The organism is Shimia sp. W99 (genome assembly GCF_053851455.3).
In genome coordinates this window covers 3208812-3222500 of record NZ_JBSQBU020000001.1, presented here as the reverse complement: position 1 = coordinate 3222500, position 13689 = coordinate 3208812, and the positions used below count along the sequence as shown (strand labels likewise).

The following is a 13689-nucleotide window of genomic DNA, read 5'->3' as shown; positions in this document are numbered from 1 at the left end:
CAGGAAACCGGCCATGCCGATCGTGATATAGGGCCGCTTGAGAATATCAGCCCAGACCTGCGACAGGATCTGTACATCGAGCACGAGCCAGACAGTGAGGTGCAGACATATATAGAAGAAGGCTATCAGGCCGACCGCCCGACGGAATCGCATCAGGTTCAGCCCGGTAAATCGGCGCAGGGGCGTGATGCACAATCCCGCCACAATCAACTGCAGGCTCCGACGTCCCAGATCATGCTCCATGGCCTTGACCGGGTCGACGCCAAGCCCGCCCGTCAATCCCTGTTGCAACAGCCACGCGGGATATAGTGCGGCCAGCATATAAAGACTCCATGGCGGTACCCGGCGCAGGGTAGCGTTGAGCGTGTCGATCACGGTGCAATACTTTCTTTACCAAGATGGCCGCAACAAGATGGCAATTCCCGCATCTCTTCCCAGCAATGCCCTATTTCAGCCGAAATACGGGACCATTTTGATCCGGTGCCAATCATTGATGGCACCCCCCGTACCAATTTCTTCCCTCGGAGAATCGTTTTATGAGTTTTCTGCAGAATATTCTGTTCCTTGCCCTCACCCTCAGCCTGTCCTGGTTTGTCACATTTGCCGTGGCACGCATTCTGCACAGACGCGACCCCGGACCGGTTCTGAGTTTGAATAGGGAATGCGACTCGGGCATCGTTGCGGGATTGCGTGATCTTCTGCGCGCGCAGCCCACGGAATGTGAGCCGGGCGTATTTCAATCCCGCCCATCCATCGGAATGCGCGTCATTGCCCCCCTGTGCGCACTGTTGTTTCTTGCCCTGACCGATATGACCCCTGTTCTGAATGCCACCGGCGTTGAAGCCCTTGGTCTGGGGGCAATCCTCAAGACGGTGATCTGCCTGGGATTCGGATACCTCTGGTACATGCTGCTGTTTCAACAGCGGGTTGCATGGGGACATGGGTATATCACCGCATATGGGCTTAACCTGACGTGGCAATGCCGTCGCCTTGAAGGGCTGACCGACATCAAACCGCATGCAAGCAAACCGGTTCTCGTCATGAGCTTTGAGGATCAGGCACCGCTCTGCATTCCCAAATACCTCGCCCATCGCACCCGCTTTCTTCAGGACATGCAGGAGATAGCTCACGACAATGCCAACAACGGTGCAATTGTGCCGTGGACGCTTCTTCGCGCACAAAAGAGCGTGTGACCCGAACGCGCATTCATCCGCAGCACCCCTCGCCTTTTTGAACCGGTGGGCAGGGTTCTGTTCCATAAGAACAGAAGACGCAGCAATCCCCGGCCTTGGGTCGCAAGACCACGTGACAGGCCGGGCATTCCAGAAACCACTGGCACATATCCTCGGGCATCCTGAATCGCTCGACATGCCCGCATTCAGGGCATGTCAGTTCGGATGTCAGCGTCGGTGTCAAAAATGCACCCTCAGGTCCATGCCATCGTAAAGTGAGGCGACCTCTTTCTCGTAGCCATTGAACATCAGGGTTGGCTGACGCTTGGCAAATAGGCCGCCGCCGATCGGGCGTTCGGTGGCCTGACTCCAGCGCGGGTGGTCCACGGTCGGGTTCACATTGCTATAGAATTTGTACTCGTTCGGAATCGCGCGGTTCCAGCTGGTTGGCGGCTCTTTGTCGGTGAGGGTGATACGCACGATCGACTTGATCGACTTGAAGCCATATTTCCACGGCACCACGAGGCGCAGCGGCGCGCCGTTCTGATTTGGCAGAGGTTTGCCATAGATCCCGGTCGCCATCAGGGTCAGGGGATGCATCGCCTCGTCAAGCCGCAGCCCTTCGACATAGGGCCATTCGATGAACGGCGTGCGTTGTCCGTGCATTTCCTCGGGGCGATAGAGTGTTTCCATCGCCACGTATTTTGCCTCGGGCCTAACGCCGGCCAAATCCAGCAGATCCTTGAGCTCAAACCCGTTCCACGGCACCACCATCGACCAAGCCTCGACACAGCGGAAGCGATAGATGCGTTCTTCCATGGTCATCTTTGACAGGATGTCGCCCAGCGCATAGTCGCCCGGATTGTGCACCATGCCGTCGATCCTGATCGACCAAGGGTGGGTTGTCAGCGCATGGGCGTATTTCGCCGGGTCGTCCTTGCCCGTGCCGAATTCATAGAAGTTGTTGTACTGGGTGATCACGTCCCATGGCGACGGTTCAGGTGCGCCGGCAGCCCGTGCAGGTGCGGCCAACCCGGCCAGCCCCAGCCCGGCGATCCCCGCCATGATCTGTCGACGGTTCAGATAGTGGGATTCCGGCGTCACATCCCCGGTGCCCAGATCATTTGTCCAACGCTTGGCCATCTTGTCCTCTTGGTTCTTGGTCTTGTCTGGTCCTAGCGCAGGTTGGCGGCGCGGGGCCAAACACGTCGTCTCACGATGGCGTGGTTGTATTGTAACTTGGATAGATCTTGTTCATCGGGATCGAGCGGCCGTTGGGCTGAACCAGACGCACGTGACGGCGGCGTAGCTTGCGTGGCTCGGACACGCCAACGGAATGGGCGATGGTTTCGACCTCGTGAATGATGCCCTTGGCATAAAGTGCGACGCGTTTGTATTTGCGCTCGACCACCAGACCTTTCTGGAACCGGGGATCGTGGGTGGTGATCCCGGTCGGGCAGGTGTTCTTGTTGCATTTGAGCGCCTGGATACAGCCCAGCGCAAACATGAAGCCGCGCGCGGAAACCACGAAATCGGCCCCTGCCGCCATGGCCCAGGCGACGTCACCGGGATTGACGAGCTTGCCGCTGGCAATCAGGCGGATGCGGTCCTTGAGGTGGAATTCATCACGCAGGTTGGTGATCAGCGGCAGCGCCTCGCGCACGGGCATCCCGACAAGGTCAATGAGCGGCATGGGCGCGGCACCGGTGCCGCCCTCGCCGCCGTCGAGGGTGATGAAATCGGGCGCCGCGTCCGATCCGCGCCGGGCGATGGTTTCGAACAGGTCGCGGAACGTAGCCTCGGCCCCGACCACGGTCTTGATGCCCACGGGTTTGCCCGTGACCTCGCGGATACGCACGATCATGTCGAGCAGGTGATCATAATTGTCGATCTCGCGGTGCCGGTTGGGCGAGATGCCGTCCTGTCCGATCTCAAGCCCGCGGATCTGGGCAATCTCTTCGTTGACCTTTTCGCCGGGCAGGATGCCGCCTTTGCCGGGCTTGGCCCCCTGCGCCATCTTGATTTCAAACATGCGGATCGTGTCATGCGCGGCCACGGCGCGCAGCTTTTCATCGCTCAACCCGCCGTCCTTGTCGCGCACGCCGTATTTGGCGGTGCCGATCTGATAGACAAGGTCGCAGCCGCCTTCGAGATGAAAGGGCGATACGCCGCCCTCGCCCGTGTTGAGCCAGATCCCGGCTTCTTTCGCACCACGGCTGAGCGCCTGGACCGCCGGTTTGGAAATCGCGCCATAGCTCATGCCCGAGATGTTGAAGATCGACGGCGCCAGATAGGGTTTGCGCGCGGTCGGGCCGATCAGCAGCGGTTCGGTCTTGGCATATTGGTCATCCAGCGGCGGAAAGGGTGCGTTCACGAAGATCGGGGTGCCGGGGACGTCGAGGCTGCGGGTCGACCCGAAAGCAACGGTGTTGCTCGATCCGCTACCCGCGCGCGCCACCCATTCGCGCTGCGCCCGGTTGAAGGGCAGCTCCTCGCGGTCCATGGCAAAGAAATACTGTCGAAAAAACTCGCCCAGTTCCGTGAACAGATGCCGGAACCGCCCGATCACCGGATAGTTACGCCGGATCGCGTCCTCGGTCTGATGACGGTCGATCACGAACATCACCGCCGCAATCACCAGCACAAGACCAAAAAGCAGAACAAACATGAGCCCAAGGAACTCGACGATATCAAAGGCGCTTTCCATCGAAACATTCATATTTGTTATTCCTTTTTGATATGCGTCAAAGTCGATCCCGGACGTGTTGATAGAGTGTCGTGATGACAGTTTTGTCGCAAGACACGTTCACACAGAATTGGGGAGGAATAACCATGAAATCGTTCTTGTTTGCCGCCGGACTGGCGTTGACCGCCACGGTTGGTCTGGCCGAAACCGCCGTTACCTACACCGTTGACCAGGACTATGACGACGTCACTTTCGGCCTTGAAAGCGCGATCACCGACCGGGGGCTGGTAATTGATGCGGTGAGCCACGTGGGCGCAATGCTTGAGCGCACCAAGGAAGACGTCGGCTCGGACGTTACCATCTTCACTCGCGCCGAGGTCTATAGTTTCTGCTCCGCCGCGCTGTCCCGCAAGGTGATGGAAGAGGATCCGATGAACCTCCAGTTCTGCCCCTATGGCATCTTCGTGATGCAGAAACCGGGCGAAGAGCAAACCACCATCGGCTATCGGGTGATGCCGGAGGGGCCGATGAAGGAAGTGCAGATGATGCTGGACGAGATCGTCAAAGAGGCGATCGGCGAGTAACCCAATTGCGCCAGAATGAAAAACGCCGCCCGGATCAGGGCGGCGTTTTTCTGTTCAGGCCCGTGGATCAGGGACGAACATATGCGTAGCCCTGTTCCTGAAGTTCGATCAGCCGCACGACACCCGACGGCACAATCGTGGCTTCCTCCATCAGCACGATCTCTTTGCCGGCCTTTTCGCTCATTTTCCGATGGGTATTCCCGCAGGCGGCAAAAGACAGGTTCTCGATCTCAAGCGACATGGCAGAGATTCGGTCCGCAACGGGGCTTTTGCCCGGCACATACATGTTCAAGCCCGGGCCATAGGCGACAAGTTCCACAACCACCGTATCGCCCTGCCCTTCATAATACTTGACCACGTTCTGGACATTGTTCAGTGCCATGTTCATGACCTTCGGATCGTTCTCATCAACATGAATTGCCACGTGATGCGTCATACCTTCGGCCCAAACACCCGTGGCCAGCATGGCGGCACAGGCTGCTGCTGCAAAGTTCTTCATATCGTTTCCTCCCTTTCGGTTCTGTCAGCCTAGCAAATCAAGGGGATAAAGATAGAGATATTCAAATGTGATTGTTTTCTAACAGCCTGTGAATGCGCTGATCTGTTTCAGAGTAGACGTTTTTGGAAGCATCTGTTGGTCGTGCCCTCACCATAAATGGCCGCCCTTGACTCGGGCCTTCAATCATTGCGCTGCGCGTTGGCGACATGCTCCCAGGATTGATCCGGCGCCAAGTGACGGGGTTTGGCTTGCCTCTCGCGCATCTCAGGCAGACCAAACGCCGCCTGAACCTCTTCGACTTGTTCGATGGGTCCGCTTTCAACGGAAATGCGCGCCTGACCGAGCCGCGGATGCAATTTGCGGGCAAGGACCCAAGTGAGAAGCAGCCCCGCTCCACCGGCCGAGAATACCCCGGCCAACGGAGAAAAAAGAAGCACGACCCACGCGGCACCGGGGGTCAGGATACCCGACACATCGCGAAAACTGGAATAGATGGCAGACATTTCCGTGCGCTCGGATGGCTTGACCGCAAGTAGGAAAGGCAGGCCCGCCGATACATCGAGCAGGATCAGGAAGATGGACCCGATCATCAGAAGGATAATCGCTATTTCGGGGACACCAAACGGAATTCCGGCCAGAAGGAACAGCACCCCGGACATCAGAAAACCGGTCCTGACCGCAGCCCTCACCGATCTGCGCTGCATGAAGCGCAACATCAGCGGCGTAAAGAACAGTGCGGCGTTGGACATCGACAAGGCGATGCCCCCAAGCTGGCTGCCAAGCCCGTTCTGAACTGCGTAGATGGGCAGATAGACCACATAGACCCACCAGCCGCAGGACCGCACAACGGCAAAAATCCACCCGGCGACCAATCGTGGTTGAGCGACGAACCGCCCGAAATAGGCGAAGGGATTGATGGGCGCCCGCCGGCTCTTGGCGATCAACTTGCCGTTTCCGAGGCGCATCACAAGAAAGATGAGCAACATGGCGCCCGATGCAGCCGCCGCGATCAGAAAAGGTGCGGGTCGCCACCAGTCATAGAGAAACGCACCGAGCGCAGGTCCGACAGTCCAACCAAGCGCACTGTAGAAAAGACGTGATGTTTCGAATTTGCTGAGTTCGATCTTGGCGACGTGGTCGAGAACATAGGCATTGAAACACACAAACGTTGTCACAACCGCGAAAGTCGTAAGTGCAAGCCCGGCAATGGCCGTGGCGGGCGTTTCCAAGGTCGCGATCCCGGCACCGGACATGAACATCAGCGCACCCAGCACGTACACCCACCGCCGTGGGATGAAACGGATCAGGTAGGGAATGAGCAGACCGATCAGGAGAGAGATCGCGCCGATAATGAAGTAGATTTCTGACACGATACGCGCATCGCCGAGCGCCCCGTACATGACGACTGGCATGACGGATACCAGAATTCCTCTGGCAACTGCCTCTGTTCCCGCCAGAATGGCAAAGCCGCGTACGCTTGGTGCGGGCGCATGGCGAAGCCATTCGGGTATTCGGCGTTCATGCATCAGGATTGCTCACGTTGTTCGCAATCAGCCAGCACAGATTTTGAGAAGCTTCTTTCCTACACGCGACCCGATGTCGTTTTCATCTTGTCGCTGGGCAAATTCAAATTGGGAAACAAGACATCCCACCACTTTTGCGTTGTGCTGCCTGGTCCCATTGGCGGGTTTTGGCGCACGAAAAAGCCCCGGGGCCAAACCCCGGGGCTTTCTCATGTCTCACATTAGCCAGATCAATGCAGCACGGCATCATCCGGCTTGGGCCGGTCGGTGGTCCCGACCCGGTCGCCGATGATCAGTCCCTCTGCGCCGGCACTCACCGGGACGGTATCGCCGTCGCGAATATCGCCGGCCAGAATCGCCTCGGCCAGCGGGTTTTGCAGGGCACGCTGGATCACGCGCTTCAGAGGACGTGCGCCGAATACAGGGTCATAGCCCTCATCCGCCAGCCAGGTCTTGGCCGCCTCATCCAGCACGATTTCGATCTTGCGACCGGCAAGGCGTTTCTTGAGCAGACCAAGCTGAATGTCGACGATGCCGTCCATGTCCGCACGGGCCAGACGATCAAAGATGATGGTCTCGTCCAGACGATTGAGGAATTCGGGGCGGAAATGGGCGCGCACGGCATCCATCACGTCCCGCTTGGCATCCGAGGCATCCGCCCCGTCCGGCAGCTGGCTCAACGCCTGCGCACCAAGGTTGGACGTCAGGATGATCAGCGTCTGCTTGAAGTCCACGGTGCGGCCCTGACCATCGGTCAGCACGCCATCATCGAGCACCTGCAACAGCACGTTGAACACGTCCGGGTGTGCCTTTTCGACCTCGTCAAACAGCACCACCTGATAGGGGCGGCGTCGCACGGCCTCGGTCAGGACACCGCCTTCGTCATAGCCGACATAGCCCGGAGGCGCACCAATCAGGCGGGCAACCGAATGCTTCTCCATGAACTCGGACATGTCGATGCGAACCATCGCATTGTCGTCGTCGAACAGGAAGTTTGCCACGGCCTTGGTCAATTCGGTCTTACCCACACCCGTCGGGCCAAGGAACAGGAACGACCCCAGCGGGCGGTTCTCGTCGTTCAGCCCCGCGCGCGCGCGGCGCACGGCGTTTGCAACGGCAGTAACCGCGCTGTTCTGACCGATGACGCGACGATGCAGATCGTCTTCCATACGAAGAAGCTTTTCACGCTCGCCTTCGAGCATCTTGCTGGTCGGAATACCGGTCCAACGCTCGACCACCTGCGCGATCTGCTCGGGGCGCACGGCCTCTTCGACCATCATGTCGCCCTCGGCCTCTTCGGCCTCGGAAAGCTGCTTCTCAAGGTTCGGGATCACGCCATAAGACAGCTCCCCCGCCTTGGCGAGATTGCCTTCTCGCTTGGCGATATCCAGATCGGCCCGCGCCTGGTCGAGCTGCTCCTTGAGGTCACGCGCAGAGGCCAGCTTGTCCCGGCCCGCCTGCCATTGGGCAGTCATCTCGGCGGATTTGTCCTGAAGATCAGCAAGATCCTTTTGCAGGGTTTCGAGCCGGTCCTTGGAGGCGGCATCATCCTCGAGCTTGAGCGCCTCTTCCTCGATCTGCAACTGCAGGATCTGGCGGTCGAGCGCGTCGAGCTCTTCGGGTTTGCTGTCCACTTCCATGCGCAGACGGCTTGCGGCCTCGTCCACGAGGTCGATCGCCTTGTCCGGCAGGAAGCGGTCGGTGATATAGCGGTTGGAGAGGGTCGACGCTGCCACCAGCGCAGAGTCCGAGATACGGACACCGTGGTGCAGTTCATATTTCTCCTTGATACCGCGCAGGATCGAGATCGTGTCCTCGACGGTCGGTTCCTCGATCATCACCGGCTGGAAACGACGGGCCAGGGCCGCGTCTTTTTCCACGTATTTGCGGTACTCATCCAGCGTGGTCGCACCGATACAATGCAGTTCCCCCCGCGCCAGCGCCGGTTTGATCAGGTTGGCCGCATCCATCGCGCCATCCGTCTTGCCCGCACCGACAAGCGTGTGCATCTCGTCAATGAAGAGAATGATCTCGCCTGCCGCTTCGGTCACTTCAGTCAGAACCGCCTTGAGGCGTTCCTCGAACTCACCGCGGTATTTCGCACCCGCGATCAGCGCGCCCATATCGAGCGCCAGAAGTTTCTTGTTACGCAGGGATTCCGGCACATCACCATTCACGATGCGCAACGCCATACCCTCGGCAATCGCAGTTTTACCAACGCCTGGTTCACCAATGAGGACAGGGTTGTTCTTGGTCCGGCGCGAGAGCACCTGCATGGCGCGGCGAATCTCATCGTCGCGGCCAATAATCGGGTCAATCTTGCCTTCACTGGCGGCCTCGGTCAGATCACGCGCATATTTCTTGAGCGCGTCATAGCCCTCTTCGGCCGACGCGCTGTCAGCAGTGCGCCCCTTGCGGATATCATTGATCGCGGCGTTCAGCGCCTGCGCGTTGACCGCGCCTGCCTCCAGCGCCTCGCGCGCCTTGGATTTCACCATGACCAGCGCCATCAGGATGCGCTCGACCGGCACAAAGCTATCGCCCGCCTTCTTGGCAATCGCTTCCGCTTCGCTCAGCACCTTGGCGGTGGTGTTGTCGAGATAAGGCTGGCCGGCATCGCCGCTCACCTGCGGAATCTTGGCCATCGCGGCCTCAACCGCTTCGCGTACGCGCTCGGGCGCGCCGCCAGCGCGTTTGATCAGGTTGGCGGCGAGCCCCTGATCATCATCCATCAATGCTTTCAAAAGATGTTCGGGCACCAGACGCTGGTGGTTTTCCCGCATGGCGATCGTTTGAGCTGCCTGAATAAAGCCGCGCGACCGCTCCGTGAACTTGCTCAAGTCCATCGTTCTTCTCCTTCTCATAAGCGCCCGGGTCTGTTTGGCGCCCGCTTAGCGGCACGCCCCATTTCGGGCCTCAGGTTCAATTTGGTGCGCGATGGCGTCATGTTCAAGAGATCGTGACAGTGTTTTTGCCGCAGGCCGTCGCCCCGGAAAAGCGCCCAAATTTCCCCGCGTGCAGACCAATTTCGCCGCATTTTCGCGCCACCCTTGCCAAACGAGCAGCAAACAAGTGAGGGCGCCATGTACGTCACCGATATCCAGATTTCCAACCCGACCTATCGCCAGTCCCTGGGAGAGCTGAGTGCCATGGTGTCGCTTCACGCAGACGCGCGTGACGTGAATCTGTTGTGCGCGGTTCCCAGCGCGCCGGAGAAGAAAGAAACCGAAGGCCGGTTGGCCCTGATCCGCGAGGCATTGCGCCAGATCCGCCGCATGCCCGAGATGCGCACCGGGCGTGAAGAGCTGTCCTTTGCCCCTGGCGTCTGCCCGGTAGACATCTGAGCAGGACTTGACGCCGCGCGCGCAGGCGGCAAAAAGGGCGCGACCCCAGATACAGGAGCGCCCCCATGTCCGACGACCGTTTGATCGTGGCCCTTGACGTGCCCAACGCACTTCAAGGGCTTGAGCTTGCCCAAACCATCGGCGATGCCGTGTCCTTCTACAAGATCGGCCTTGGCATGCTGACGGGCGGCGGGCTGGCGCTCGCCAACGAGTTGAAACAGGATCATGGCAAGCGCATCTTCCTTGATATGAAGCTTTTCGATATCGGCGCAACGGTCGAAGCGGCTGTGCGCGGGCTGGCGCAGTTCGATCTCGATTTCCTGACCGTGCATGGCGACCCGCATGTGGTGCGTGCCGCCAAGGAAGGCGCCGCAGGCAAGGATCTCAAGATCCTTGGCGTGACCATCCTGACCTCTCTGGATCGCAGCGACCTTGACGCCAGCCTGATCAAACCGGGCAACGTGCGGGATCTTGTTCAGGAACGCGCGGCCAAGGCGTTTGAAGCCGGTGCGGACGGGGTGATTGCCTCGCCCCAGGAAGCGGCGCTGATCCGCGCCCTGCCGGAGGCCGAAGGCCGCCTGATCGTCACGCCCGGCGTGCGCCCCACGGGGGCTGCGCTTGGCGATCAGAAGCGGGTCGCCACGCCGTCCAGTGCCATCGCGGATGGGGCTGATCACATCGTGGTGGGCCGCCCGGTCTGGCAGGCAGAAGACCCGCGCGCCGCCGCGCAGGCCATCGTCGATGAACTGGCGGCGCTCTGAGCGCGCCCTCTTTCTTTTTCCCAAAATACCCCGGGGGGAGACGCGCCAGGCGCGGCGGGGGGCAGCGCCCCCCCCTACCCCCGCTCTGCCATGTAATCCGCCAGCCGGGATTGAAACTGCGGGATCGCCTCCCACCGTTGCCCCTCTGACCCAAAGCGAATCTCGGGCAATGTTTCTGCGGGCATCTGCGCGGCAAAGAACCAGAAAGCCCGCCCCTTGCGCCAGTAGAGCCGGCCCCAACACAGTGCAGCTTCGGGCAGGATCAAACCAAGTTCCTCACGCGTTTCGCGCAGCTCGCACTGTGCTCCGGTTTCGTCTCCCTCGCGCCCGCCACCGGGCAGGTCCCAATGTGCAGGCCAGGGAATATCCGGCTTGTCATCGCGCAGGATCGTGATCAGGTTGGCGCCGATGAACAGCGCCAGCTTGGCCCCGTGAAAGGCCGTGTCCTCACACCCGTCAAATGATACACTCACGTCACCCACTCCTTGCCTCGAGACCCTTGTCATGCCCGCTCTTTGTCGCGATTGCCTGAGCGCTTTACATCAGGAACGGCGCTGCCCGTCCTGTGGCAGCATGCGCATCGTTCGGCATGACGAACTGTTCGACCTGACCATCGCCCATATGGATTGTGACGCCTTTTATGCCAGCGTGGAAAAGCGCGACAACCCGGAACTGGCGGACAAGCCGGTGATCATTGGCGGCGGCCGGCGTGGAGTCGTGTCGACCGCCTGCTACGTGGCGCGGATTCGCGGGGTTCGGTCGGCGATGCCGATGTTCCAGGCGCTCAGGCTTTGCCCCGAGGCGGTGGTTATCCGCCCGCGCATGTCGGTTTATGCGGAAGTCAGCCGCGAAATCCGCCAGATGATGGACGAATTGACCCCGGATATCGAACCGCTGTCGCTGGACGAAGCCTTCATGGACCTTGGCGGGACGGCCAAGCTGCACGGCGCACCGCCTGCCGTGATGCTGGCGCGATTGACGAAGCGGATGAAAGACGAACTGGGCGTGACCGGCTCGATTGGCCTCAGTCACAACAAGTTCCTCGCCAAGGTCGCGTCCGATCTCGACAAGCCACGTGGCTTTTCGGTGATTGGCAAGGCGGAAACGGACTCTTTCCTGCGTGACAAGCCCGTGCGCCTGATCTGGGGAATCGGACCTGCGGCACAGGACAGTCTGGACCGCGCCGGGATACGGACGTTCAACGATCTCTTGCGTTGGGAGCAGGAGGACCTGACCGCGCGGTTCGGATCAATGGGCTATCGCCTGTGGCATCTCGCGCGTGGGCAGGATCGGCGCAAGGTGTCGGCACATGCGCCAATCAAGAGCATCAGCAACGAAACCACCTTTTTCGAAGACACCGGGGATGCGGAGATTCTGGATGGACACCTGTGGCGCATGGCCGAAAAGGTGTCAGACCGGGCCAAGGCCAAGGACAAGGCCGGGCGGGTGGTCACGCTCAAGCTCAAGCGCGCCAATCACAGCCTGATTTCGCGCCGCCTGAGCCTGCGCGACCCGACCCAGATGGCGGATACGCTTTATCGGACGGCGCGCGGGTTGTTCGACCAGGTGGGCGATCAGGGGCCTTATCGCCTTCTGGGGGTGGGGCTGGCCGATCTTGTGCCAGCAGACCAGGCGGATCTTTCGGGCGACCTTCTGGATCCGCAGGCGGCGCAACGCGCCCGCGCCGAACGCGCAACGGACGAGATTCGCAGACGCTTCGGGTCGGATGCGATCCTGAAAGGGCGCGCGATGCGTTAGGGGCTATTCCGCCGCAAGCGGCCGCTCTTCGGGGCGACCGATCTCTGCAATCCGGGCGATCACGCCACGCAGGCGGGCGCGGAAGGTCTCGAAATCGGAATGCGGTTCAATCCGCGTTTCATCCATGTAGAGCGACCGGTCGACTTCCACCTGTATCGCGTGTTGGCGGCGTGACGGACGTCCGTAGTGTTGGGTCACAAAGGCCCCTGCGAAAGGGAGATTGCGCGAGACGGCAAAGCTCGCCTCCACAAAGGCTGCCTCGATCTCGTCGACCACCTCGGGATGGGCTGCTGCTCCGAAGCGATCGCCAAGCACGATCTCGGGGCGCCGTCCGCTGGTCCGCGACACGTTCTCGACGGCTTCGCGCGGCATCGAGTGACAATCAATCAGAATCGCGCGGCCAAACATCTTGTGCGCGCCGCCCAAAAGCTCTGCGAGGGCGGCATGATAGGGCCGCCAGTAGGTATCGATTCGCCGGTTCGCCTCGTCCAGCGCCATCTTGCCGTGATAGATCGGACGCCCATTTGCTACCACGCGGGGAATGACCCCGAGCCCGGACGCGATTCGCGGATTGTGACCCACTTTGCGAACCCCGTGAATCAGCGCCGGATCAAGTTCGTCCGCAGACCGATTCAAATCCAGCAACGCGCGCGGGGCTCTGGCCACCAGGAACGGCGCACCCACTTCGGGGGCCGAATCAAAAAGCATGTCGACGAAAGCGTCTTCGGAAGACCGGATCGAATGCGCATTGAGCAAGGAACGCCGTACAAACCACTCCGGATAGTCGCATCCACTGTGCGGAGAGGCAAAAACCACGGCAGAGTTGCGGGTTTCAGGTTCAAGGATACGATAAGCTTCTTGCGACATTGCGACTCCTGTTCCAATAAAATATTGCCGCAAAAACTAATGTATCAAAAGCCCTTGATCCCCCCGACGACTCCTTTTATAGAAGCCGCCACCGGCGCGGTTTTCCGCGCCCCCTTTTGTTAGGGGACATGGCAATCAAGCCGGTTCATGGGCGATTAGCTCAGCGGTAGAGCACTTCGTTGACATCGAAGGGGTCACTGGTTCGATCCCAGTATCGCCCACCATGAATTCACTGCCCCACAACGACGTGGGGTGCCCGCAACCACAGGCGCACGCCGCGCCGCGAAATGAGGAGAAGGCCCATGAAGGTCAAGAACTCGCTCCGCTCGCTCAAGAACCGGCACCGCGACTGCCGTGTTGTGCGCCGCAAGGGCCGCGTTTACGTGATCAACAAGACCCAGCGTCGCTTTAAAGCACGCCAGGGCTAATTCGCCCGGTCTGACGATCCGACAGAACTGAAAAAGCCGCCTTTCGGGGCGGCTTTCTCTTTTTTAG

Annotated in this window: 15 protein-coding genes and 1 tRNA gene (1 of these 16 cut by a window edge); 7 read left to right on the top strand and 9 right to left on the bottom strand. The window is 60.1% G+C overall.

The window, feature by feature from the left end; all coding sequences use genetic code 11:
• Positions 1-375 carry the 5' portion of a protein-methionine-sulfoxide reductase heme-binding subunit MsrQ gene (msrQ, locus tag ACS3QZ_RS15675; RefSeq protein WP_456038684.1) on the bottom strand. It extends 225 nt beyond the left edge of the window, so 375 of the gene's 600 nt are visible here — the first part of the coding sequence; the start codon lies at positions 373-375; the stop codon falls past the left edge of the window.
• Positions 376-536: 161 nt separating this feature from the next.
• Here msrQ and ACS3QZ_RS15670 point away from each other — a divergent pair, with 161 nt between their 5' ends.
• Complete coding sequence (locus tag ACS3QZ_RS15670; RefSeq protein ID WP_456038683.1) at positions 537-1193, top strand: hypothetical protein; 657 nt, start codon at positions 537-539, stop codon at positions 1191-1193.
• Positions 1194-1206: 13 nt separating this feature from the next.
• On the opposite strand, the gene ACS3QZ_RS15665 is transcribed toward ACS3QZ_RS15670, so the two are convergent.
• From ACS3QZ_RS15665 to ACS3QZ_RS15655, 3 genes are all read right to left on the bottom strand, one after another.
• Positions 1207-1416, bottom strand: a complete 210-nt coding sequence (locus tag ACS3QZ_RS15665; RefSeq protein WP_456038682.1) for a GDCCVxC domain-containing (seleno)protein — start codon at positions 1414-1416, stop codon at positions 1207-1209.
• On the bottom strand, positions 1413-2315 hold the full coding sequence (gene msrP / locus ACS3QZ_RS15660; protein ID WP_456038681.1) for a protein-methionine-sulfoxide reductase catalytic subunit MsrP: 903 nt from the start codon (positions 2313-2315) through the stop codon (positions 1413-1415). Before msrP ends, ACS3QZ_RS15665 begins: the two co-directional genes overlap by 4 nt.
• 70 nt (positions 2316-2385) lie before the next feature.
• Positions 2386-3891, bottom strand: coding sequence for an FMN-binding glutamate synthase family protein (locus ACS3QZ_RS15655; RefSeq protein WP_456038680.1), 1506 nt, complete (start codon positions 3889-3891; stop codon positions 2386-2388).
• Positions 3892-4004: 113 nt separating this feature from the next.
• Between ACS3QZ_RS15655 and ACS3QZ_RS15650 the strand changes: the two genes are divergently transcribed.
• Positions 4005-4442: a DUF302 domain-containing protein gene (locus ACS3QZ_RS15650; RefSeq protein ID WP_456038679.1), complete on the top strand. Its 438-nt coding sequence runs from the start codon at positions 4005-4007 to the stop codon at positions 4440-4442.
• Between the two features lie 67 nt (positions 4443-4509).
• Here ACS3QZ_RS15650 and ACS3QZ_RS15645 read toward each other — a convergent pair whose 3' ends face one another.
• From ACS3QZ_RS15645 to clpB, 3 genes are all read right to left on the bottom strand, one after another.
• Complete coding sequence (locus ACS3QZ_RS15645; protein WP_456038678.1) at positions 4510-4941, bottom strand: DsrE family protein; 432 nt, start codon at positions 4939-4941, stop codon at positions 4510-4512.
• Between the two features lie 179 nt (positions 4942-5120).
• The gene (locus ACS3QZ_RS15640; RefSeq protein WP_456038677.1) at positions 5121-6467 is read right to left on the bottom strand and encodes an MFS transporter; all 1347 of its coding nucleotides are present in this window, start codon (positions 6465-6467) and stop codon (positions 5121-5123) included.
• 227 nt (positions 6468-6694) lie between these two features.
• The gene (gene clpB, locus ACS3QZ_RS15635; RefSeq protein ID WP_456038676.1) at positions 6695-9310 is read right to left on the bottom strand and encodes an ATP-dependent chaperone ClpB; all 2616 of its coding nucleotides are present in this window, start codon (positions 9308-9310) and stop codon (positions 6695-6697) included.
• Positions 9311-9547: 237 nt separating this feature from the next.
• Between clpB and ACS3QZ_RS15630 the strand changes: the two genes are divergently transcribed.
• Positions 9548-9808 carry a hypothetical protein gene (locus ACS3QZ_RS15630; protein ID WP_456038675.1) on the top strand — a complete coding sequence of 87 codons (261 nt, stop codon included), beginning with the start codon at positions 9548-9550 and terminating at the stop codon, positions 9806-9808.
• A 65-nt stretch (positions 9809-9873) separates the two neighbouring features.
• Complete coding sequence (pyrF, locus tag ACS3QZ_RS15625; RefSeq protein ID WP_456038674.1) at positions 9874-10569, top strand: orotidine-5'-phosphate decarboxylase; 696 nt, start codon at positions 9874-9876, stop codon at positions 10567-10569.
• 74 nt (positions 10570-10643) lie between these two features.
• On the opposite strand, the gene ACS3QZ_RS15620 is transcribed toward pyrF, so the two are convergent.
• Positions 10644-11042 (bottom strand): NUDIX domain-containing protein, encoded by a 399-nt coding sequence (locus ACS3QZ_RS15620; protein ID WP_456038673.1) that lies wholly within the window; start codon positions 11040-11042, stop codon positions 10644-10646.
• Between the two features lie 31 nt (positions 11043-11073).
• Here ACS3QZ_RS15620 and ACS3QZ_RS15615 point away from each other — a divergent pair, with 31 nt between their 5' ends.
• Complete coding sequence (locus ACS3QZ_RS15615; protein WP_456038672.1) at positions 11074-12327, top strand: DNA polymerase IV; 1254 nt, start codon at positions 11074-11076, stop codon at positions 12325-12327.
• 3 nt (positions 12328-12330) lie between these two features.
• Here the strand turns inward: ACS3QZ_RS15615 and ACS3QZ_RS15610 are convergent, their stop codons facing one another.
• On the bottom strand, positions 12331-13194 hold the full coding sequence (locus ACS3QZ_RS15610) for an N-formylglutamate amidohydrolase (protein ID WP_456038671.1): 864 nt from the start codon (positions 13192-13194) through the stop codon (positions 12331-12333).
• Between the two features lie 149 nt (positions 13195-13343).
• Between ACS3QZ_RS15610 and ACS3QZ_RS15605 the strand changes: the two genes are divergently transcribed.
• A tRNA-Val gene (locus tag ACS3QZ_RS15605) sits at positions 13344-13418 on the top strand.
• Between the two features lie 78 nt (positions 13419-13496).
• Positions 13497-13622, top strand: coding sequence for a type B 50S ribosomal protein L36 (ykgO, locus tag ACS3QZ_RS15600; RefSeq protein WP_008562923.1), 126 nt, complete (start codon positions 13497-13499; stop codon positions 13620-13622).
• The last annotated feature ends 67 nt before the right edge of the window (positions 13623-13689 follow it).